Consider the following 21,609-nt stretch of genomic DNA (forward strand, 5'->3'; position numbering starts at 1 on the left):
GCGCCGGTCAGGGGCGCTGGGAACTGCGCGACAAGCCCGCACCGGCCCGCGGCTTGCGGACCGGCCCCGGCCGGCGCAGCGCTAAGCACGCTTGTAGTCAGGGGCCCGTTTCTCCGCGAACGCGCGCGCCCCTTCCTTCGCATCCGCCGTGTCGAAGATCGGCCATCCGCGCTCCAGCTCGGCGGCCAGCCCGTCGGTCTCCGTCATCTCCGCGGTCTCGTACACCGACGCCTTGACCGCCTCGACCGCCAACGGTCCGCACGCGTTGATCTGTTCGGCTATCTCCAGCGCCTTGTCCAGCGCGGTGCCGTCCGGGACGACATGGCCGACGAGCCCGATGCCGGCCGCCTCGCGGGCGCTGTACGGCCGTCCGGTCAGCAGCATCTCCAGGGCGTGCGTCCGCGGGATCTGCCGCTGCAGCCGCACCGTGGAACCACCGATGGGGAACAGCCCCCGCCGGACCTCGAAGAGACCGAACGTCGCCGACTCGCCCGCCACCCGGATGTCGGTCCCCTGGAGCATCTCGGTGCCCCCGGCGACGCAGTATCCCTCGACGGCGGCGATCACCGGTTTGCGCGGGCGATGATGGCGGAGCATCGCCTTCCAGTGCAGGTCCGGGTCGGCCTTCAGCCGGTCGCGCAGGTGCTCCCCCGCCATGCCCTGCCCGGCCAGTGCCTTGAGGTCCATCCCGGCGCAGAAGGAACCCCCGGCCCCGGTGAGCACGATCGAGCGGACGTCGTCGTCCTCGTCGGCCTCGATCCAGCCGTCGTACAGGCCGACGAGCATGGAGATCGAGAGCGCGTTCCTCGCCTCGGGCCTGTTGAGCGTGAGCACGAGGGTGCCGCCCTCGCGCCGCACCGTGAGGTGTTCCGTCCCGCCCATGGACCGTCTCCCCTCCGGAGGGATCGTCCTCCCTCCACCAGAACGAGAACAGGTTGCAGTAGCCGGGGAGCCACTTCAAGGGTTTTCTGACAGACAGTCAGATTTCTTCGCGCGAACCCTTCACACTTGCCGCGCCCTTTGCTCTGATGACCGGCGAACGGACAGGTGCGCCTTTCTTCGTCACGGTCGCCGGGGTCAGGAGGAGCGGTGGAGTACAACCTTGCCGATCTGTTCGAGTCGGTCGTCGACGTGGCCGCGGACCGCGAGGCTCTCGTCTACATCGACCACCCCGGCACGGGTGCGGAACGCAGGCTGAACTACGCGGAGCTGGACGCCGCCGCCAACCGCATCGGCCATCACCTGATCGACAGCGGGATCAAGCCCGGCGAGCATCTCGGCCTGCACCTCTACAACGGGGTGGAGTACCTCCAGACCGTGCTCGGCTGCCTGAAGGCACGGGTCGTGCCGGTCAACGTGAACTACCGGTACGTCGAAGAGGAGTTGGTGTACCTCTACCGGGACGCGGATCTCGTCGCGCTGGTCTTCGACGCGGAGTTCGACGACCGGGTGGCCGCGGCGCTGCCCCGGGCGCCGAAGCTGCGGCACCTGGTGCGGGTGGGCGAGCCGGTGGACGCGGACCTCAAGGCCCTCGCCTTCCCGGAGGCCGAGGCGGCCGGGTCGCCGGAGCGGGGTTTCCCCGCGCGCTCGGCGGACGACCAGTTCATCATCTACACCGGCGGGACGACCGGCATGCCCAAGGGCGTGATGTGGCGTCAGGAGGACCTGTTCTTCGCCGGGCTGGGCGGCGGAGCGCCGACCGGTGAGCCGGTGAAGCGGCCGGAGGAGCTGGCCGAGCGGGTCGCGGCGGGCGGCAGCGGGATCACCTTCTTCCCCACTCCCCCGCTGATGCACGGCACCTCCACGCTCACCTCGTTCATCGGCTTCAACTTCGGGCAGCGGGTGGTGATCCACCGCAAGTTCGTGCCCGAGGAGGTGCTGCGGACCGTCGAGAAGGAGAAGGTCACCAGCATGTCGCTGGTCGGCGACGCGATGCTGCGCCCGCTGATCGACGCCCTGCGCGGGCCCATGAAGGGGACGGACTGCTCCTCGATGTTCAGCGTCTCCTCGTCGGGTGCGGTCCTCTCCGAGACCGTGCGCCGCCAGTTCACCGAACTCGTCCCGAACACCATGCTGCTGAACAACTTCGGATCCTCCGAGTCCGGCTTCAACGGCACGGCGACGAACGACTCCGGGGCGGGCAGCGAGTTCCGGGTCCGCGTGAACTCCCATACCCAGGTGGTCGATCCGGCCACCCACGAGCCGGTCGCGGTGGGCCAGATCGGACGGGTCGCGCAGAGCGGCCACGTGCCGCTCGGCTACTACAACGACCCGCGGAAAACCGCCGAGACGTTCTTCCAGAAGGACGGCCGGCGCTGGGTGCTGCTCGGTGACATGGGAACGGTCGACGAGGAGGGCGTCGTCACCGTCCTCGGCCGGGGTTCGCAGTGCATCAACACGGGGGGCGAGAAGGTCTACCCGGAGGAGGTCGAACAGGCCCTCAAGTCGCATCCGGACGTCTACGACGCGTTGGTGGCCGGGGTGCCGGACGCGAAGTGGGGCAGCCATGTGGCAGCCGTGGTGCAGCTGCGCGAGGGGGCGCCGCGACTCTCCCTGGAGGACGTCCAGTCGTACTGCCGCAGCCGTCTCGCCGGGTACAAGATCCCGCGCCAGCTGGTGATCGCGGAGGCGATACAGCGCTCGCCGAGCGGAAAGGCGGACTACCGGTGGGCGCGGGAGGTGGCGGCCGCGGCGGACCGCTGACGACCCCCGTGCGGGCGGGTGCGCGGGCCGGGCGTACTCTTTGCGCGCGGTTGACCCGGGCGGTTGAACGTGGGGTTACACGGAGCCGTACGCGAGGTTGGCGGTCGTGACCTGCGGGTCCGGTCCGCCGTGCCATCACGGGGCTTCGCACGGAAGGACGTACGGGTGTCGCACCTCACGCCCCCTCGCCGGCAACTGGACAGGGACGCGGACGCGCCTGTCCCGGACCAGCCGGAGGAGGCATCACCCACACCGGCGGCGACCGGCCCCGAGCCGGCCGCCGAGACGGACACCCGTCCGACTGACGACACACCAGGGCCCGACCCCGCGTCCCCGGTGGAACCGGAGCCCGAGCCCGAGCACCAGACCGAGCCGGATGCCGAACCCGAACCCCGGCCCGAGGCAGAGGCCGATCCGGGACCTCAGGCCGAACCGGAGGCCGACCCCGAACCCCGGGCTAAGGCAGAGCCTGGTGCCGCCTCGGCCGAGGACGGGACCGAGACCGAGACCGAGACCGAGACCGCCGACCCTGGCGCCGCGAGCGCCACGGACGCCCCGGATAACCCTCACCCCCTGGCCGATCCGGCTGACCCCGGCGCCCCGGAGGACGCGGCCGCTCCGGCGGCCGCGGCCGCCGGGGCCGTCCGTGCCGGGTGGTTCCGGGGGCGGCGGCTGCCTCCCCGGGCCGCGGCCTTCGTGCGGGTGGGCACCAGTGTCCTGGCCGCGGTGTTCGTGCTCGTGGCGATCCTCGTGCCCGACCGCCTGGACCGGCTCGCGCTGGAGAACTTCCTGCGCCTGCCCGTCGAGGCACTCTTCCTGGCGATCGTCCTGCTCGCACTGCCACCGAGGGGCCGGCGGATCGCGGCCGTCGTCTCCGGGGCGCTGATCGGCCTGTCCACCGTCCTGAAGTGTCTCGACATGGGCTTCTACCAGACGCTGGCCCGGCCGTTCGACCTGGTCTTCGACTGGGTCCTGCTGACCGACGCGGCGGACTGGGTGAAGGACTCGTTCGGTCACACGGGCGAGGTCCTCGCGGTGATCGGCGTGATCGTCCTGGTCGTCGCCGTGCTCGCGCTCAGCGCGCTCGCGATGGTGCGGCTGGCGAACGTGATGGCCCGCCACCGTGCCGTGGCGGTACGCACCACACTCGTCCTGGGCGTCGCGTGGATCACCTGCTTCACACTGAGCGTGCAGGTCGCCGGAGTCCCCCTGGCCACCAGGGGCTACAGCCAGTTCCTGGTCAACCGCGTGAAGTACGTCCGCGAGGGGCTGGGCGACGCCGACGTCTTCAGGAAGCAGCTTGCCGTCGACGCCTACGCCGACACGCCGTCCGACCAGCTGCTGACCGGACTCCGGGGCAAGGACGTGCTGTTCACCTTCATCGAGAGCTACGGCCGGGTGGCGATCGACGATCCCAAGATGGCACCGGAGATGGACGCGACGCTGCAGGAGGGGAACGCCCGGCTCAAGGCGGCCGGGTTCGCGGCGCAGAGCGGCTGGCTCAGGTCACCCGTCACCGGCGCCGGCAGCTGGCTCGCCCACTCGACCTTCCTGTCCGGTCTGTGGGTCAAGAACCAGCAGCGGTACCGGACCCTGACGACCAGTGACCGCGCGACGCTCACCAGCTACTTCCAGAAGACGGGCGCCTGGCGCACGGTGGGCATCGTCCCCGGCGTGCGCAAGGCCTGGCCCGAGGGCAAGTACTTCGGCCTGGACCACATCTACGACTCCACGCACCTGGGCTACCAGGGCCCGTACTTCAGCTGGACGCCGGTACCGGACCAGTTCAGCCTGGAGGCCTTCCAGAAGCTGGAGCACGGGAAGAAGAACCGCGACCCGATCATGGCGGAGATCATCCTGGCCTCCAGCCACAACCCGTGGTCCCCCATCGCTCACATCATCGACTGGAAGGACCTGGGGAACGGCAAGATCTTCTACAAGATCAAGAAGGAGGGCACCAACCCCACGGAGGTGTGGAAGAGCGCGCAGCGCGTGCGGACCGAGTACCGCAAGGCGATCCAGTACTCCGTGGACAGCCTGACCCAGTGGGTCCAGCGCTACGGCGACGACAACACCGTCCTGGTCTTCCTCGGCGACCACCAGCCCGTCCCGACGGTCACCGGCGGCGGCAACACCAGCAGGGACGTACCGATCACCATCGTCGCCCGCGACCCCAAGGTCCTCCAACGGGTCTCCGGGTGGGGCTGGACGGACGGGTTGAAGCCGGCGGACAACGCACCGGAGTGGGCGATGAACCAGTTCCGGGACCGCTTCCTGAAGGCGTTCGGGCCGCAGGAGGCGAGTCAGGCTCAGGCGTCCAGGAAGGCGACGGTGCGGCGGACGAACCACTCGGGGTCGTCCAGCCAGGGATAGTGACCGGCGCCGGGCTGCACGGCGACCTCGGCGTGCGGGAAGGCCGCCGCGGCCCGCCGGGCCAGGGCGGGACTGGGGCCGCCGTCGAGTTCTCCGGCGTACACCAGGACGGGCGCGGCGAGGGAGTGCAGGGCGGCCCGGGTGGTCTCCGGGGTGAAGGCGCCGTCGGCGAAGTAGCGGTCGCCCGCCTCGTCGTTGGTCTGTTCCTCGGCGGCCGCGTCGTGCGCCCGGGCGGCGGCGTCCCAACGCCCGTAGAAGAAGGGCAGGAAGACCTCGTCGAAGTCCCCCCTGCCGGTCAGCCAGGCCTCCAGGGCGGGGAAGGCCCGCTCGAACCAGGGCTCGGACGCCCGCAGCCGGGCCGCCGCCAGCCGCTCCTCGGGGGTGGCGCGCAGGCCCAGGGCGGAGGGGTTGCCGGTGATCAGCGCGAGCCGCCGCACCCGCTCGGGATACGCCGCCGCGTACAGGATCGCCAGGCTGGCGCCCGCCGAGTGGGCCAGTACGTCCATGTGGTCGAGCCCCATGTGGGTCCGCAACATCTCCACGTCGTCGACCAGCCGGTCGCAGCGGTACGACGCCGGGTCGGCGGGCGTCGCGGAGTCGCCGGTGCCGCGCAGGTCGAGCAGGATCAGCCGGCGACGGGCGGTCAGACCGCCTAGGTCGCCGAGGTAGGCGGAGGCCCGCATGGGACCGCCTGGCAGGACGACGAGCGGTTCGCCCTCGCCTCTGACGTGGCAGGCGAGACGGGTGCCGTCCGCCGCGGTGAAGGTGGGCATGGCGCCGATCTTGGGGGACGGGGCGCGGTGCCGCAACGGATTTCGCCGGGCGGCCCCGGTCAATGGCGGTCCTGCGGCTTGCTCACGCGGAAGGCGAACTGCCCGCAGAAGGTGAGCTTGCGCAGGTTCACCAGGGCGGTCTCCCGCTTGGTCCGGCGGGCCCAGGCGTCGATCTCGGTGTTGAGCGGCGACTCCCTGCGCCAGAACCGGCCGTACTCCTCCCGTCGTGAACCGTGGTAGGTGCGCATGATCAGGGTCACGCCGTCGAGGGAGGGCCGGATCTCCTCCAGGGCGAGTCCGGCCTCCTCGACCAGCCTCCGGAATCCGTAGGGCGTGTAGTTCCAGAGGCTGAAGGAGTGGTAGGGCTCGAACTGGGAGGTGCTGCCGATGAACAGGCCGCCGGGACGCAGCACTCTGCCCACCTCCGCGAGCAGTTCCCTGGGCCGGGCGACGTGTTCGAAGACCTGGTGCGAGTAGACGAGCGGCACGGCGTCGGAGCGGAACGGCAGGTTGACGCCGTCGTAGAGGACCATGCTGCCGCCGCGCCCGCGCTGGGCGGCCTCCGGTGAGTCACGGATGTCGACTCCCACCCACCGGACGCCGGAGTGGTGCCTGCGGAAGAGGCCGGCCGAGGTGCCGCGCCCGCAGCCTAGGTCGACCACTCGGTCCGGTCGCCGCGGCGAGCTCATGGCCTCGTCGAGGTAGTAGCGGGAGGTGACCTGGCGGGCGTGGTCGTCAGGGATGCAGTCGCGCATGAGTTCCCACAGGGTCGACATGTCCCCACGCTACGCAGAGGTCCTTCTCCCGCCCACATCCGGACGGGTGTCCGTGGCGGCCGTCATCCCTTGGGGCGAACGGGACCGTGCCGACGGCCGGACCAGCGGGCCGATGCCGGACAGGTCGCGGGCGGCCACGCTGTTGCGGTCGGCGACCGTACAGCCGAGCGCGTGGTACGGCCACAGTCCCCCGGCCTGCCGGCGGCTGCGCTCGTTCCACTCCAGGGCCTCGACGGCGCGTGCCCGGAAGAAGGTGAGCGCGTAGCCGCCGCTGTGGATCCGCAGCAGGAAGAACCCGCCGGGGTACTCCTTGGCCGCGCCGACCTCCTGCAGGGTCACCTGCGGGGCGAGGCCCGCCTGAGTGCGCTTGTTGCGGTGGGTGTGGCCCACATGGTGGAGGAACACACCCGGGGCGGCGGCGTAGGCCCGCAGGATCGCACCGGCCTGGCGGCGGCCGAGGCGCTGGGCGGGGCTCACCGGGAAGAGGGCGTCCCGGACGGTCAGCGGGCAGCATGGCGCCGGTGCCGTCGTCGGTACCGGGCAGGGCGGTGTGCCAGGTGATGACGGCGCGGTCCTCGGTGAGGGTGACCAGTTCCAGGTGGACGGCGGCCGGTGAGCGGGGGTGGCGGCGGGAAACGGTCGCGGAGCGGAGCAGCGCGGGTGCGAGCAGGGAGCCGGAGCGGAGCAGCTCGCGGGGGCCGGGGGTGCCCGCGAGAGCGCCGAGGGGGACGGAGAGGCAGCAGTTCATGTCTGCTGTCTGCACGCCACCGGTGAACGGCGGACGTGGTGCCGGAAGCCGCACAGGGTATGGATCGGCACGTCTTGGGTCCGCGTGAGCGGCCCGGCCCGGCAGCCGGCGGGATCCGCGTCCGTGCTGTTCACGAGGGGGCGCCGAACCGTTCGCGCAGTTCCCGCTTGAGGATCTTCCCGCTCGCGTTGCGGGGCAGCGCGTCCACGAAGACGACGCGCTTGGGTGCCTTGAACGCGGGGAGCTTCTCCTTCACATGGGCGATCAGCGCGGCCTCGTCGATCTCGCCGCGCGGTACGACGACCGCCGTGACCGCCTCGATCCACCGCTCGTCAGGCAGGCCGACGACGGCGGCCTCGGCGACCTCCTCGTGGGTGTAGAGGGCGTCCTCCACCTGCCGTGAAGCGACCAGGACCCCACCGGAGTTGATGACGTCCTTCACCCGGTCGACGATCGTGTAGTAGCCGTCGGCGTCGCGCACGGCGAGGTCGCCGGAGTGGAACCAGCCGTCCCGGAAGGCCTCTTCGGTCTCCTCCGGCTTGTCCCAGTACCCCTCGCACAGCTGGGGTGAGCGGTAGACGATCTCGCCGGGAGTGCCGTCGGGTACGTCCGTGCCGTCCTCGTCGACCACGCGTGCCTCCACGAACAGGACGGTGCGGCCGCAGGAGTCCAGCCGGCCCTTGTGCTCCTCGGGGGCGAGCACGGTGGCGAGGGGGCCGATCTCGCTCTGCCCGAAGCAGTTGAACAGGGCGAGTCCCGGCAGCCGTTCGCGCAGTCGCTCCAGGACCGGCACCGGCATGATCGACGCCCCGTAGTAGGCCTTGCGCAGGCCGCCGAGGTCGCGGGTGGCGAAGTCGGGCCGGTTGGCGAGCCCGATCCACACGGTGGGCGGCGCGAACAGGCTGTCCACCTCCCCGGCCTCGATCAGGTCGAAGAGGGTGTCGCCGTCCGGCCCGTCGAGGATGATGTTGGTGGCGCCCACCGCCAGGTAGGGCAGCAGGAACACGTGCAGCTGGGCGGAGTGGTAGAGCGGCAGCGCGTGCGCGGGCCGGTCCCCGGCGCTCAGGTCGAGGGCGGCGATCGCGCTCAGGTACTCGTGCACCAGCGCCCGGTGAGTCATCATCGCGCCCTTGGGCAGCGCCGTGGTCCCGGAGGTGTACAGGAGCTGCACCAGGTCCTCGGTGCGCGGTTCGGGCCCGTCGTACGGTGCCGCGTCCGCGAGCCGGGCGAGCAGCGAGCCGTCGGCGTCGCGCAGCGGCAGCGCCGGTACGCCGTCGGGGAGCCGGCCGGCGAGGTCCGGGTCGGCGAGGACCAGCGAACTGCCCGACTGGGTGACGATGTAGGCGAGGTCGTCGCCGGTCAGGTTGTGGTTCACCGGGACGTGGACCAGGCCGGCGCGGGCGCAGGCGAGGAAGGCGATCAGGTAGGCGTCGGAGTTGTGGCCGTAGGTGCCGACCCGGTCACCTCGGTGGAGGCCCTGGCCGAGCAGTGCGCTCGCCGCGCGCGAGACGGCGTCGTCGAGTTCCTGGTATGTCCATCGCCGCTCGCCGTAGCGCACCGCCACCCGCGCGGGAGTGCGGCGGGCGCTGCGCCGCAGCACCCCGTCCACCGTGCTGCCCTGTCCCTGCGTCATGACTCATGATCCTCGGCCCGCTGCCGGGGCAGGTCAAGCGACCGCGGGGACGAACACCGGAAACCACAGTGAATGCATCGCACAACACGAGACGTTCACGGCCCGCGCTCTTTGCTTCCGCGTGCCCCCGTGCGCCCCTTTAAAGAAGGGATTCCGGAAACCCGGTCCTGGTTCGACTGGGCAGGACTTGTCTCGGGATCTCAGACCCGAAGCAGGGTCGCTCTTTTCACGTCTCGCGCTGTGCAGGAGGCTTCGATGAACGGTGCTGTGCCTGAACAAAAACGAACGTGGACAACAGGTACTGCTCCCGGCATATTCCCACTCCTCGGTAACGGTATCGCCTTATACCGCCGACCGCTGGCGTTTCTGAATTCTTTGCCCGCGCACGGCGATCTGGTCGAGATACGGCTGGGCCCCCGGCGCGCCTGGATGGTGTGCCATCCGGAGCTGGCCCACGAGATGCTCACGGACCCGCACACCTTCGACAAGGGGGGCCCGCTCTACGACAGGCTGGGCAAGCTGATGGGGGACGGACTGGTCACCTGCCGTCAGCCCGCGCACCGGGACAGACGCAGGCTGCTGCAGCCCGCCTTCCGTCCGTCCCACGCCGCCGCCTACACCGAACTCGTCGCCGGGGAGGCCGAGTCGGTGTGCGAGGAGTGGCAGCCGGGCCGGGCGGTGCCCGTCAGTGAGGCGATGACGACCCTCACCACCCGCGTGATCAGCCGGGTGCTGCTCTCCGACTCGCTGGACGACGCGACCTCGGCCGAGGTGCGGGACTGTCTCGCCGACGTCGTCCGGGGCCTCTTCGTGCGCACGGTCGTCCCCGTCGACGCGCTGTTCCGGCTCCCGACCCCCGCCAACCGCCGCTACCGGCGGGCGCTCGCCCGTCTGCACGCCGTCATCGACACGACCATCGCCGAGCGCCGCCGGGGCACCCCCCGTGACGACATCCTGGGCACCCTGTTGACGCCCGCCCCCGGTGACGGCGGCGCCCGCGCCCTCACCGACCAGGAGGTCCACGACCACCTGATCACCCTGCTGCTCACCGGCGCCGAGACCTCGGCCCTGTCCCTGGCCGCGGCCTTCAGCCTGCTGGCCCGCGACCCGGAGGCCGAACAGCGCCTGCACGCCGAGCTCGACACCGTGCTGCCCGGCGGCCGCCGGCCCGGCCCCGCCGATCTGCCCCACCTGGTGCGGACCCGCTGCGTCGTGACGGAGACACTGCGCCATTCCTCCCCGGGCTGGCTCTTCACCCGGGTCACCACCCGGGAGACGGAGTTCGCCGGGTGCCGGCTGCCCGCGGGGGCCACCGTGCTCTACAGCCCCTACCTCCTGCACCACGACCCGTCGTCGTTCCCCGACCCGGAGCGCTTCGACCCCGACCGCTGGCTGCCGGGACGGCCCACCGCCGAACAGCGGCGCGCCACCATGCCGTTCTCCGCGGGCAACCGCAAATGCCTCGGCGACGAGTTCGCCATGGTGGAGCTCACCGTGGCACTCGCGACCATCGCGGGGCGGGTGCGCCTGCGCCACCTCCCCGGGCACACCACCCGGCCCCCGCGCCCCGCGATCACGCTGGGTCCGCGGTCCCTGGTCATGACCTGCGAGGCGCGGTCGCGCGGGCCGGCCGGGTCCGCGCCCGCCGGTCACCGGCCTGCCGCGGCCGGTCACTGCTCACCGGACTCCCGAACGGCAGGTGATCACGTTGTCGACAGCGCATGAGGAACTCACTCTCGGCGTGCCGGAGGGAACGTCGGTCCCCACCCTGAGGGACCTGATCGACGCCCACCTCCGGATGCCCTTCCCGTTGCGGCGCAACCCCCACGAAGCCGAAGCCGCGGCCGGCGTCGACGCATGGCTGCGCGCGTGGGGACTGTCGGAGGAACCAGGTGTGGCGACGATGATCGCCCGCACCCGCCCGGCCGAACTCGCCTCCTGCATCAGCGCCGACGTGGATCCCGGTCTCCTGCAGATCACGGCCAACCAGATCGCCTATCAGTTCGTCTTCGACGACCGGGCCGAGGACGCCGGCCGGCACTCTCCCGGCCCGCTGCTGCCGATGCTGTTCGAAAGCATCGCGATTCTGCGGGACGGCCGGCCACCGGGCACTCTTCTCGGAGCGGCCCTCGCCGATCTCCACCGGCAGGTCCGGGAACGGTGCACTCCCGCGCAGGCGGCGCGGTGGGCCTGGAAGAGCCGGGAATACGTGCACGGCCTGCTGTACGAAGCGGTGGCCCAGGCCCAGCCCGACCTCGTGCGGGCCGCGGACTGCACCTCCATACGGTCACTGATCGCGGGAGTCGAGCCGTTCTACCCGCTGTGCGAGGCCGCCCAGCGGGAGGAGTTGTCCCCCGCCGAACTCCACCACCCCGTCGTACAGCGGCTGTGCCGGCTGTCGGCCGACGCTGCGGTGTGGATACCCGACCTCTTCTCCGCGGTGAAGGAGCAGCGGGCCGGCGGAATGATCAACCTGGCCCTGGCCCGGCAGCGCGAGAACGGATGCTCCCTGCAGGCCGCCGTCGTCCTCGCCATCCGGCAGATCAACGGCACGATCGACGAGTTCCAGCAACTCCAGGCCGAGGTCGGGCCGGAGTTGACCCCCGCGGGGATCGGCTATCTGGAGGGCATGGCCGGCTGGATCAGCGGGTGTTACCACTGGTCCCGCACCGTGCCCCGGTACGCGGACGTGGCGACGGTGCCCGCCGTGTCGTAAGAGCATCCGACGCAGTCCTCCGGCCGCTTCTCCGGGAAATGGGAAACAAGCCCTCTTACCCGGCAGGCGGACATTATCCCTTCTGCAGTTCATGATTCACCCGATAGTACTCAGTCCGGCCTGCCCGCACCGCGACAAGGCGTACGCTCGGCTCTCACCGGGCCGAACGAAAGAAGCCGAACGAAAGAAAGCGGTACGGCTTATGGCAGTGCAGCCGCGGCAACCGGTCACGGTCCACCAGACCTTGATCGAGCGCCGACGGGAACTCGAGGCCCTCGACGCCGCGTTCCGGGAGCTGCGGCGCACCACGGACGGCGTGCCCCGAGCACGGCGCACAGGCCTCCTCGCCTTCACCGGGTCGGCCGGACTGGGCAAGACAGCTCTGATGGCCGAAGCGCGCGCGAAAGCCGCCGCGGACGGGTTCACCGTGCTGTCGGGCCGGGGCGGCGAGGCGGAACAGGGTTCGGCGTTCCGTGTCGTACGCCAGCTGATGCAACCTCCGCTGGCGCGCATGGACGAAGCGGAACTCCGGGCCTTCCTGGGCAGCTGGTACGACACCGTCGCCGCCGTGCTCGGCCTCGAAGCGAAGGGGTCCGGGTCCGCTCCGGACCCCACCGGGGTGCGCGAGGGCCTCGACTGGGTCATGACGCGGCTCACGGTGAAGAAGGCGCCCGTGGTCCTGCTCCTGGACGACCTGCACTGGGCGGACCCGGAGTCCCTGAAGTGGCTCACCTCCTTCGTGCCGCGGGTCGACGACCTGCCGCTGCTGCTGGTGATCGCCTACCGGCCTGACGACCTGCCTCCGGAGGGGGGCGAACTGCGCACCCTGGTGGCGCACCACGGGGACCGTCCCCACGAGCTGGCGCTGCTCACCCCCGAAGGTGTGGCACGGATCGTCAGAGCCGAAGTCGGGGTGTCGGCCCAGGACCGGTTCTGCAGGGAATGCTGCCTTGCCACCGGCGGAAGCCCGTTCGAGACCGTGGAACTCGCCATCAGGCTCGCCGAGCGGAAGGTGACCGGTACCGAGGACGACCTGCCCGCGATGCGTGAACTCGCCGAGGCGATCAAGGGCCCGGGGCTGATCGAGCGTCTCGACCGGCTCGGCACGGCGACCGTCCGCTTCGCCCAGGCCGCCGCCGTACTGGGCTCGCCTTTCTCACCCCAGCTCGCCGCCACCATCGCGGTGCTCGGCGAGGAGGCCGCGTCCGAGGCCGTCCAGAAGCTGCGCGCGGCCCGGATCGTCTCGCTCACCCACGACGCCGACGGCGCGCTGGAGTTCGTCCACCCGCTCATCGCCACGACGATCTACCGGTCCATCCGCCCGCAGGCCATCCGGGTCGGTATGCACAATGCCGCCGCGGACGCCGTCCTGGCCGCGGGACACGGCCCCACCGCCGCCGCCCGGCATCTGCTGGAGGTGCCCTGCGACGGCAGTCCGGAAGCGGTGGCGTGCTTCCGTGCGGCGGCCCGCGTGTACCTGCGCTCCGGGGCCACCGAGGCCGCCCGCCGTCTGCTGAGCCGTGCGCTGCGGGAGCCGCCCCTGCCCGAGGACCGTGCCGCGGTCCTGCACGAACTGGCCTGTTCCACCTTCCTGATCGAACCCACGGCCACGGTGCGGTACCTGCGCCAGGCGCTGGCGGAGTCCCATGTCGACCCGGACCTGCGCGCCTCGATCGTGTTCCGGCTGACGCAGGCCCTGGCCCACACCGATCAGCTGGCCGAGGCCGTGAGCGTGGCCACCGAGGAGGCGCACAACGCCACCAACCCGCGCGTGAAGCTGCGCATGCAGGCCGACCAGTTCGTCTGGGGCATGTTCCGGGCCGACGACCACGACTCACCCGCGCGCTCGCGGACACTGGCCCGGCTGGCCGAGAAGCTGCCCGGCCGCCGCCTCGAGGAGCGCTACATCCTCGGGCTGCGGGCCTGGGACGCCGTCCTGCGCGGCGAACCGCGGCAGAGCGTCCTCGCCCATGCCGAGAGAGCCCTGGACGGGGGCATGAGCTGGACCGACGAGAACCGGGGTTTCGAGGTCCCCGCCTCGGTCGCGCTGGTCTTCATGTACGCCGACCAGCCGCGCCGGGCCGAGGAGCTGTTCGGCAAGGGGATCTCCGAGTGCGTGGCCATGGGCTGGCGCGGCTCCCATCTGGCCCTCGGCCAGACCCTCGCCGGTTACATCCGCTACCGGCGCGGCTGCCTGGCCGAGGCGGAGGAGCTGGTACGCGGCGGTCTGCTGATCGCCGACAAGGTGGAGGGAGCCGTTCCGGCCCAGTGGTTCGCCCTCGGCATCCTGATCCAGACGCTGCTGGCCCGTGGACGCGTCAGCGAGGCGCGGGCGCTCGCCGACGACCACCACTTCGGTGCGGGGGCTCCGAACGCCGTCATCTACCCCGATCCCCGCACCGTCTACGCCGAACTGCTCCTCGACGAGGGCCGGCACGCCGAGGCGGTGCGGGTGCTGGTCTCCGTCGGGGAGTGGCTGGACGCGCGTGGGTGGCGGAACCCGGCCTGGTGCCCCTGGCAGTTGCGGCTGGCGGTCGCGCTGGCCCCCGTGAACCCCGAGGAGGCCGTCGCCCAGGCCGAGGAAGCCGTGTGCCGGGCGCGGGAGTTCGGGGCGGCGTCGGCCGTCGGGCAGGCGGTGCACACGCTCGCCGAGGTGACCGGCGGCCCGGCGGCGGTCGACCTGTACGCGCAGGCCGTCGAACACCTGGAGCAGTCGCCCGCCGCCTACGAACTCGCCCGCGCCCAGATCGGCCACGGCGCCGCGCTGTCCCGGAACGGCCGGCTCCAGGAGGCCGCCGACCGGCTCTACCAGGGGCTGGAAGGTGCCGTCCACTGCGGGGCCGAGTCGCTCGCCGCGCGGGCCCGGGAGGAGCTCTCGGCGGCGGGGCTGCGGCCGCTGCCGTTGCGGTACGCGCAGGCGGACACGCTGACCGCGCGGGAGCTGCGTACCGCCGAACTGACCGTGCGGGGGCATCCGGCGGCCGTGGTCGCCAAGGAGCTGGGCCTCACCGAGCAGGGGGTGCGGCAGGTGCTGTCCCGCGTCTACCGCAAGCTGGGCACGGACGCGGCGGGCCTCTGCGGGGTCCTGGAGTCCCTGCATCGCCCGCACCCCTGAGACGTCGGGCGCGGATCACACCGGCCGGGTGCGTCCCTCCCAGTACGGGTCCCGCAGCCGCCGCTTGTAGAGCTTGCCGTTGGGGTCGCGGGGCATCTCGGCGATGAAGTCGACGGTCTTGGGGCACTTGTAGCCCGCGAGCTGCTCGGCGCAGTGGGCGAGGAGCGCGGCGGCGAGGCCGGGCCCGGGTTCGTGTCCGGGGGCGGGTTCGACGACGGCCTTGACCTCCTCCCCCCAGTCGTCGTGCGGGATGCCGAAGGCGGCGGCGTCGGCGACGGCGGGGTGGGAGAGGAGCACGGACTCGATCTCGGCGGGGTAGATGTTGACGCCGCCCGAGATGATCATGTCGATCTTCCGGTCGCGGAGGAACAGGTAGCCGTCCTCGTCGAGGTAGCCGAGGTCGCCGACGGTGAAGAAATCGCCGATGCGGTTCTTCCGCGTCTTGGCCTCGTCCTTGTGGTAGGCGAAGCCGCCGGTGTTCATCTTCATGTAGACGGTGCCGAGCCGGCCGGACGGCAGCCGGTTGCCGTCGTCGTCGAAGATCGCGAGCTCGCTGATGGGCCAGGCCTTGCCGACCGTCCCGGGCTTCTTCAGCCAGTCCTCGGCGGTGGCGAAGGCGCCGCCGCCCTCGCTGGCCGCGTAGTACTCCTCCACGCAGGGGCCCCACCAGTCGAGCATGGCCCGCTTGACGTGGTCCGGACACGGTGCGGCGCCGTGGATGGCATGCCGCATCGAGGAGACGTCATGGCGTGCGCGCACCTCCGCGGGCAGGGCGAGCAGGCGGTGGAACTGGGTCGGGACCATATGGGTGTGGGTGCACTTGTATGCGTCGATCAGGCGGAGCATCTCCTCGGGGATCCACTTGTCCATGAGCACGAGCCGGTGGCCTATGTGCAGGGACGCGCCGGCGAACTGGAGGACGGCCGTGTGGTAGAGCGGCGAGCAGACCAGGTGGACGTTGTCGTCGAAGGGACGGATGCCGAAGATGCCGAGGAAGCCGCCGAGGTAGGCCTCCTCGGGAAGCTTGCCGGGCAGCGGGCGGCGGATGCCGCGGGGGCGGCCCGTCGTCCCCGAGGTGTAGTTCATGACCCAGCCGAGTTCGCGGTCGGCGGGCGCCGATTCGGGCTGCCCGTCGAGGAGTTCGGCGTACGGCCGGAAGCCCTCGACCGTGCCGACCGCGTACCGGTGGGTGGCCGGGAGGCCGGCCTCGTCGGCGGCCTGGCGAGCCGGGCCGGCGAACCGTTCGTGGGCGAGGAGCACCTTGGCGCCGGAGTCGGCGACGATCCAGGCGACCTCCGGGCCGACGAAGTGGTGGTTGACCGGGACGAGGTAGAGGCCGGCCTGGGTGGCGGCCAGGTAGGCGGTGAGGAACTCGGGGCCGTTGGGCAGGACGACGGCGAAGGCGTCGCCGCGCTCCAGGCCGGCGGCCCGGAGCCCGTGGACGAGCTGGTTGACGGCCGCGTGCAGCCGGCCGGCGGTCCATTCCGCGCCGTCGGGTGCGACGAGGACCGTGCGGTCGGGGTCCCGGGTGGCCTGGGCCCAGAATCCGGCGGGAGGCGTGCTGGTCACGTGCCGCTCCTTCCGGCGATGCGGTTGATGCGGTCGACGGCCTGTTCGAAGCCCCGGGTGAGGTCGTCGAAGACGGCCTGGACGCTGCGTTCGCTGGTCATGCGGCCGACGATCTGGCCGACGGGGGTGCCGAGCAGGGGCTCGGTCTCGTACTTCTGGATGCGGGTGAGGGCCTCGGCGACGAGCAGGCCCTGCAGCGGCATGGGCAGGGCGCCGGGACCGCTCGGGTCGTCCCAGGCGTCGGTCCACTCGGTGCGCAGCTGGCGGGCCGGTTTGCCGGTCAGCGCCCGGGAGCGGACCGTGTCGCCGGAGCCGGCGGCGAGGAGTTTGCGGGTCACGGCGGGTGAGGAGAGGTCGGCCTCTGTGGTGGTCAGCCACAGGGAGCCGAGCCACACTCCTTGGGCGCCGAGGCTGAGCGCGGCGGCCACCTGCTGCCCGCTGCCGATGCCGCCGGCCGCCAGCACGGGCAGCGGGGCCACGGCGTCGACCACCTCGGGGGTGAGCACCATGGTGGCGATCTCACCGGTGTGGCCGCCGGCCTCGTAGCCCTGGGCCACCACGATGTCGATGCCCGCGTCCCGGTGCTTGACGGCGTGCCGGGCACTGCCGGCGAGTGCGGCGACCAGGACGTCCTGGTCGTGGGCGCGGTCGACGACGTCGGCGGGCGGGGAGCCGAGGGCGTTGGCGAGCAGCCGGATCGGATAGTCGAAGGCGACGTCGAGCTGGGTCCGGGCCACCTGCTCCATCCAGCCGGTGATGCGCCACCCGGAGGCCTCGCCGTCGGCGAGCTCGGGCACGCCGTACTTGGCGAGGGTGTCCCGCACGAACTGCCGGTGCCCTTCCGGGATCATGGCCTCGACCTCGGCCTCGCTGACGCCCTCCACCTTCTTGGCGGGCATCACGACATCGAGCCCGTACGGCTTGCCGTCGACATGCGCCTCGATCCAGTCGAGGTCGCGTTTGAGGTCGTCGGGGGCGGTGTAGCGGACCGCGCCGAGCACTCCGAAACCACCGGCCCGGCTGATGGCCGCGGCCACGGCGGGGAACGGCGTGAAGCCGAAGACGGCGTGCTCGACTCCCAGGGTCTTGCTCAGCTCCGTCTGCATGGGCGCAGGATGCCGCAGTCGCGCGGCCGACGGAAGGCTTTTTCTGATGCTCCGTCAGATTCCTTCTGCCGCGCCGTCGGACTCCCTCGGTCGACGGGGTGCCGCAGGGGTGCCGAGCGAGCCGCGCGTCAAGCCTGTTCCAGGACCGCCATCGCCGCGTTGTGGCCCGGCACCCCGCTCACCCCTCCCCCGCGCACCGCGCCCGCCCCGCACAGCAGGACGTTGGCGTGCCGGGTCTCCACGCCCCAGCGGCCGGTGCCGTCCTGGGCGTAGGGCCAGGACAGGTCGCGGTGGAAGATGTTGCCTCCGGGCAGGCGGAGGTCGCGTTCGAGGTCCAGGGGGGTCTTCGCCTCGATGCAGGGGCGGCCGTCGGCATCCAGGGCCAGGCAGTCGGCGATCGGCTCGGCGAGGTGGGCGTCGAGCTGGGCGAGGGTGGAGGTGAGGAGTTCGTCGCGGACGGCGTCGTTGTCGGCGCCGAAGAGCCGGGCCGGGGTGTGCAGGCCGAAGAGGGTCAGCGTCTGGTAGCCGCGTTCCGCCAGGTCACGGCCGAGGATGGTGCGGTCGGTCAGGGAGTGGCAGTAGATCTCCGAGGGCGGGGCGGAGGGCAGCCGGCCGGCCGCCGCCTGGGCGTGGGCGGTGGCCAGCTGTTCGTACCCCTCGGCGATGTGGAAGGTGCCGGAGAACGCCTCGCGCGGGTCGACGGCGGTGTCGCGCAGCCTCGGCAGCCGCCTGAGCAGCATGTTCACCTTCAGTTGGGCACCCTCGGCGGGCTCGGGTGCCGGGTCGCCGGTGAGGGTGGCGAGTTCCTGCGGGGAGGCGCCCACCAGGACGTGTCGGGCGGCGGCGACACCCTCCGTGTCGGCTGTGCGGTAGGCGACCTCGGCGGCGCGGCCGTCCGTCTCGACGCGCACCGCCTCGTGCCCGGTGGCGAGGACCGCGCCCGCCGAGCGCGCGGCGGCGGCCAGCGCGTCGGTGAGCGCGCCCATGCCGCCGACCGGCACGTCCCAGGCCCCGGTGCCGCCGCCGATGACGTGGTAGAGGAAGCAGCGGTTCTGCCGCAACGAGGCGTCGTGGGCGTCGGCGAAGGTGCCGATCAGCGCGTCCGTGAGGACGACGCCGCGCACCAGGTCGTCCGTGAAGTTCTCCTCGATCGCCACCCCGATCGGCTCCTCGAACAGCATCCGCCAGACCGTCTCGTCGTCGACCCTGCGGCGGAGTTCCTCGCGCGTGGGCAGCGGTTCGGTGAGCGTCGGGAAGACGCGCTCGGCGACCCGGCCGGTCATGCCGTAGAACCGCTGCCACGCCCGGTACTCCGTCTTGCCCCCGGTCAGCCGTTCGAAGGCTTCGCGGATCCGCCGCTCGCCGCCGCCGACGAGCAGCCCGGTCGGCCGGCCGTCGCGCTCCACGGGCGTGTACGAGGAGATGGTGCGGCCGCGGACGCGGAAGTCCAGGCCCAGGTCGCGGACGATCTTCCTCGGCAGCAGGCTGACCAGGTAGGAGTAGCGGGACAGCCGCGCGTCGACACCGGCGAAGGGGCGGGTGGAGACGGCGGCGCCACCGGTGCGGGCCAGCCGTTCCAGCACCAGCACGGAGCGGCCGGCGCGGGCCAGGTAGGCGGCCGCGACGAGGCCGTTGTGGCCGCCGCCGACGATGATGGCGTCGTAGGTGCGCGAAATCTCGGTGACAGCGGGCATGGCTCTTCGTAACACATGATGATCTAGGGAGGTAAGAGGCGTGCCGGAGCGCTCCGTGGAGAGGGCCGGTTCGCGTGGGCGGCCCGGTGGGGGCCGATCGCGCCGATGCGGCGGAGCCGCACCTGTGTCACTGCCCCGGGCCTCTTCGGGGCGCGTCTCAGAGCCGTCCGCCGGATGCCCGCTGCTGGCGCAGTACCGCAACCCTCCGGTACAGCTCCACCGCCTCGGCGCCCCGCCCCAGTTGCTCCAGGCAGTGCGCCTCGTCGTTGCGACTGGCGAGGGTGTCCGGGTGGTCGAAGCCGAGGACGCGTTCCCGGGCGGCGGCGACGCGCCGGTACTCGGTCAGGGCGTCCGGCCAGCGGCCCAGCCAGCCGAGGCTCACCGCGACCTCGCGGCGGCTGACCAGGGTGTCGAGGTGGTCGGGGCCCAGGATCCGTTCGCGGATCGCGCAGACGTCGCGTGACTCCGCCAGGGCCTCCTCCCAGCGGCCGAGGCGGCCGAGGTTGACGCCGAGGCCGTGGCGGGCGCGCAGGGTCTCGGGGTGGGCGGGGCCCTGGACGCGGGTGCGGTCGTCGATCAGGGCGCGGTAGAGGGCGAGCGCCTCGGCGCTGCGGCCCAGGCGGCCCAGGCTGATGCCGGCCTCGTAGCGGGCGGCGAGTGTGTCGGGGTGGTCGGCGCCGAGGGCGCGGGCACGTGCCTCGGCGACCTCGCGGTAGGTCCGCAGGGCCTCCTCCCAGTGGCCCAACTGACCGAGTGCGTAGGCGACTTCGTAACGGGTGACCAGGGTGTCGGGGTGCAGCGGGCCGAGCACCCGGGCGCGGGCCGCGGCCACGTCGTGGGCCATCCGGTACGAGTCGTCGAGGCGGCCCAGCCTGCTGAGGTTGAAGGCGAGGTTGTGGCGGCAGCGCAGGGTGTCCGGATGGTCGGGGCCCGCCAGCCGCTGCCGGGCGGCGAGGACGGCCGTGTACACCTGATGGGCCTCGAAGTGGCGGCCCAACTGGCCCAGTACGTAGGCCGTCTCCTGCCGGGCGGCGAGCGTGTCCGGGTGGTCGGGGCCCAGCGCGCGCTCCCGGGCGGCGGCGACCTCGGTGTACTCGCGCAGCGCGTCGGCGGCGCTGCCGGTGCGGCTGAGGGCGAAGGCGATCTCGTAGCGGCTGGCCAGGGTGTCGGGGTGGTCGGGGCCGAGGAGGCGGGTGCGTTCCGCGGCGACGGCGCGGTGCACCTCGCCGGCCTCGGCCCACCGGCCGAGCCGTCCCAGGCTGAGCCCGGTGTGGTGCCGGCCGGCGAGGGCGGCGAGAGCCTCCGCCGAGGGGGCGGGCGCGGCCGGCCACGGTTGCTCGGCGCCGGGGGCCGGCCGGGTGGTCCACTCGCCGGTGAGTCCGGCCGCGGGGTCGGGTGGGGTGGTGCGCAGGGCGGCGCCGGCCGCCTTGTGGCCGGTGGTGATTCCCCTGGTCCAGGACGGCATGGCCGGCTCGCGCCCGGCGGGTTCCGGGGGCCGCGGTCCCGGCCGCGCGGTGACGACGGTGGGCACGTAGGCGGGCGTCGTCCGCCCGGAGGTGATGCGGCGGCCCAGCTCCCGGGCGTCGTACGGTCGTTGCTCCGGCCGTTTGGCCAGCAGGTCGAGGACGACCTGCTCTAACCAGGCGGGCAGCTCGGGGCGGTGACTGCGCGGCGGGGCGGGCGGGGTGTCGCGGTGACCGACGAGGATCGCCCAGGCGTCGCCGAGGTCGAACGGCGGTGCCCCGGTGGCGATCTCGTAGAGCACGCAGCCCAGGGAGTACAGGTCGCTGCGCTGGTCGACCTCGGTGCCGCCGATCTGTTCCGGGGACATGTAGTGCGGGGTGCCCATGGCGATGCCCGTGCCGGTCAGCCGGGAGGTGAGGCCGATGTCGTGGCCGAGGCGGGCGATGCCGAAGTCGCAGATCTTCACCGTGCCGTCGGTGAGCCGCACGATGTTCGCCGGTTTCAGGTCCCGGTGCACGATGCCCTGCTGGTGGGTGTAGGCGAGGGCGGCGGCGACCTGCTCGGCGATGTCGACGACGTCGCCGACGGGCAACGGGTGGTGTTTCCCGTCCTCCAGGAGCTGGCTGAGGTTACGGCCGTCCAGCAGCTCCATCACCAGGTAGAGGATGCCGTCGTGCTCACCGAAGTCGTGGACGACGGTGACCCCGCGGTGGGAGAGCGCGGCGGCCACTCTCGCCTCGCGCCGGAACCGCTCCCGCAGGACGCGGGTGAACGCCTGGTCGTGGTGCGGGCCCAGCGATCTGAGGCACTTGACGGCGACCTGCCGCCCGAGGGACTCGTCGCGGGCCCGCCACACCTCGCCCATCCCGCCCCGCCCGATCAGGTCGAGCAGCCGGTACCGCCCCTGGAGCAGCCTGCCGTCCGCCATCGCGCGCCGTC

Annotated in this window: 14 protein-coding genes; 5 read left to right on the forward strand and 9 right to left on the reverse strand. The window is 72.2% G+C overall.

What is annotated here, in order from left to right:
• Positions 1 to 81: 81 nt before the first annotated feature.
• Positions 82 to 882 carry a crotonase/enoyl-CoA hydratase family protein gene (locus AB0M11_RS14675; RefSeq protein WP_365705137.1) on the reverse strand — a complete coding sequence of 267 codons (801 nt, stop codon included), beginning with the start codon at positions 880 to 882 and terminating at the stop codon, positions 82 to 84.
• 207 nt (positions 883 to 1,089) lie between these two features.
• On the opposite strand from AB0M11_RS14675, the gene AB0M11_RS14680 reads away from it, so the two are divergent.
• Positions 1,090 to 2,703, forward strand: coding sequence for an acyl-CoA synthetase (locus AB0M11_RS14680; RefSeq protein ID WP_365705139.1), 1,614 nt, complete (start codon positions 1,090 to 1,092; stop codon positions 2,701 to 2,703).
• A gap of 165 nt (positions 2,704 to 2,868) precedes the next feature.
• Positions 2,869 to 5,076, forward strand: a complete 2,208-nt coding sequence (locus AB0M11_RS14685; RefSeq protein WP_365705141.1) for a sulfatase — start codon at positions 2,869 to 2,871, stop codon at positions 5,074 to 5,076.
• Here the strand turns inward: AB0M11_RS14685 and AB0M11_RS14690 are convergent.
• The 4 genes from AB0M11_RS14690 to AB0M11_RS14705 all read right to left on the reverse strand — a co-directional run bounded on the left by AB0M11_RS14690 (position 5,013) and on the right by AB0M11_RS14705 (position 9,006).
• Entirely contained in the window at positions 5,013 to 5,849 is an 837-nt protein-coding gene (locus AB0M11_RS14690) for an alpha/beta hydrolase (RefSeq protein ID WP_365705143.1), read from the reverse strand. The two genes, AB0M11_RS14685 and AB0M11_RS14690, sit on opposite strands and share 64 nt — an antisense overlap.
• A gap of 59 nt (positions 5,850 to 5,908) precedes the next feature.
• Entirely contained in the window at positions 5,909 to 6,625 is a 717-nt protein-coding gene (locus AB0M11_RS14695) for a class I SAM-dependent methyltransferase (RefSeq protein WP_365705145.1), read from the reverse strand.
• A 9-nt stretch (positions 6,626 to 6,634) separates the two neighbouring features.
• Positions 6,635 to 7,102: a hypothetical protein gene (locus tag AB0M11_RS14700; protein WP_365705147.1), complete on the reverse strand. Its 468-nt coding sequence runs from the start codon at positions 7,100 to 7,102 to the stop codon at positions 6,635 to 6,637.
• Positions 7,103 to 7,503: 401 nt separating this feature from the next.
• Positions 7,504 to 9,006 carry an acyl-CoA synthetase gene (locus AB0M11_RS14705; RefSeq protein WP_365705148.1) on the reverse strand — a complete coding sequence of 501 codons (1,503 nt, stop codon included), beginning with the start codon at positions 9,004 to 9,006 and terminating at the stop codon, positions 7,504 to 7,506.
• A gap of 255 nt (positions 9,007 to 9,261) precedes the next feature.
• Between AB0M11_RS14705 and AB0M11_RS14710 the strand changes: the two genes are divergently transcribed.
• From AB0M11_RS14710 to AB0M11_RS14720, 3 genes are all read left to right on the forward strand, one after another.
• The gene (locus AB0M11_RS14710) at positions 9,262 to 10,731 is read left to right on the forward strand and encodes a cytochrome P450 (protein WP_365705150.1); all 1,470 of its coding nucleotides are present in this window, start codon (positions 9,262 to 9,264) and stop codon (positions 10,729 to 10,731) included.
• Entirely contained in the window at positions 10,706 to 11,722 is a 1,017-nt protein-coding gene (locus AB0M11_RS14715) for a (-)-alpha-amorphene synthase (RefSeq protein ID WP_365705152.1), read from the forward strand. Before AB0M11_RS14710 ends, AB0M11_RS14715 begins: the two co-directional genes overlap by 26 nt.
• Positions 11,723 to 11,924: 202 nt before the next feature.
• Entirely contained in the window at positions 11,925 to 14,837 is a 2,913-nt protein-coding gene (locus AB0M11_RS14720) for an AAA family ATPase (RefSeq protein WP_365705155.1), read from the forward strand.
• A 15-nt stretch (positions 14,838 to 14,852) separates the two neighbouring features.
• Here AB0M11_RS14720 and AB0M11_RS14725 read toward each other — a convergent pair whose 3' ends face one another.
• The 4 genes from AB0M11_RS14725 to AB0M11_RS14740 all read right to left on the reverse strand — a co-directional run bounded on the left by AB0M11_RS14725 (position 14,853) and on the right by AB0M11_RS14740 (position 21,598).
• Positions 14,853 to 16,406 carry an acyl-CoA synthetase gene (locus tag AB0M11_RS14725; protein WP_365705157.1) on the reverse strand — a complete coding sequence of 518 codons (1,554 nt, stop codon included), beginning with the start codon at positions 16,404 to 16,406 and terminating at the stop codon, positions 14,853 to 14,855.
• The gene (locus tag AB0M11_RS14730) at positions 16,403 to 17,512 is read right to left on the reverse strand and encodes a nitronate monooxygenase family protein (RefSeq protein ID WP_365705159.1); all 1,110 of its coding nucleotides are present in this window, start codon (positions 17,510 to 17,512) and stop codon (positions 16,403 to 16,405) included. The genes AB0M11_RS14725 and AB0M11_RS14730 overlap by 4 nt, the downstream gene beginning before the upstream one ends.
• Positions 17,513 to 17,640: 128 nt before the next feature.
• Complete coding sequence (locus AB0M11_RS14735; RefSeq protein ID WP_365705161.1) at positions 17,641 to 19,206, reverse strand: NAD(P)/FAD-dependent oxidoreductase; 1,566 nt, start codon at positions 19,204 to 19,206, stop codon at positions 17,641 to 17,643.
• A gap of 157 nt (positions 19,207 to 19,363) precedes the next feature.
• Entirely contained in the window at positions 19,364 to 21,598 is a 2,235-nt protein-coding gene (locus AB0M11_RS14740; protein ID WP_365705163.1) for a serine/threonine-protein kinase, read from the reverse strand.
• Positions 21,599 to 21,609 lie beyond the last annotated feature (11 nt).

The sequence above is a fragment of the Streptomyces sp. NPDC051987 genome, from assembly GCF_040680735.1.
GTDB lineage: Bacteria > Actinomycetota > Actinomycetes > Streptomycetales > Streptomycetaceae > Streptomyces.

What these genes read in the sequence shown, in the direction of transcription:
- AB0M11_RS14675 (WP_365705137.1), bottom strand. Translation starts at nt 882, where the DNA reads ATGGGCGGGACGGAACACCTCACGGTGCGGCGCGAGGGCGGCACCCTC.
- AB0M11_RS14690 (WP_365705143.1), bottom strand. Translation starts at nt 5,849, where the DNA reads ATGCCCACCTTCACCGCGGCGGACGGCACCCGTCTCGCCTGCCACGTC.
- AB0M11_RS14695 (WP_365705145.1), bottom strand. Translation starts at nt 6,625, where the DNA reads ATGTCGACCCTGTGGGAACTCATGCGCGACTGCATCCCTGACGACCAC.
- AB0M11_RS14705 (WP_365705148.1), bottom strand. Translation starts at nt 9,006, where the DNA reads ATGACGCAGGGACAGGGCAGCACGGTGGACGGGGTGCTGCGGCGCAGC.
- AB0M11_RS14710 (WP_365705150.1), top strand. Translation starts at nt 9,262, where the DNA reads ATGAACGGTGCTGTGCCTGAACAAAAACGAACGTGGACAACAGGTACT.
- AB0M11_RS14720 (WP_365705155.1), top strand. Translation starts at nt 11,925, where the DNA reads ATGGCAGTGCAGCCGCGGCAACCGGTCACGGTCCACCAGACCTTGATC.
- AB0M11_RS14730 (WP_365705159.1), bottom strand. Translation starts at nt 17,512, where the DNA reads ATGCAGACGGAGCTGAGCAAGACCCTGGGAGTCGAGCACGCCGTCTTC.
- AB0M11_RS14735 (WP_365705161.1), bottom strand. Translation starts at nt 19,206, where the DNA reads ATGCCCGCTGTCACCGAGATTTCGCGCACCTACGACGCCATCATCGTC.
- AB0M11_RS14740 (WP_365705163.1), bottom strand. Translation starts at nt 21,598, where the DNA reads ATGGCGGACGGCAGGCTGCTCCAGGGGCGGTACCGGCTGCTCGACCTG.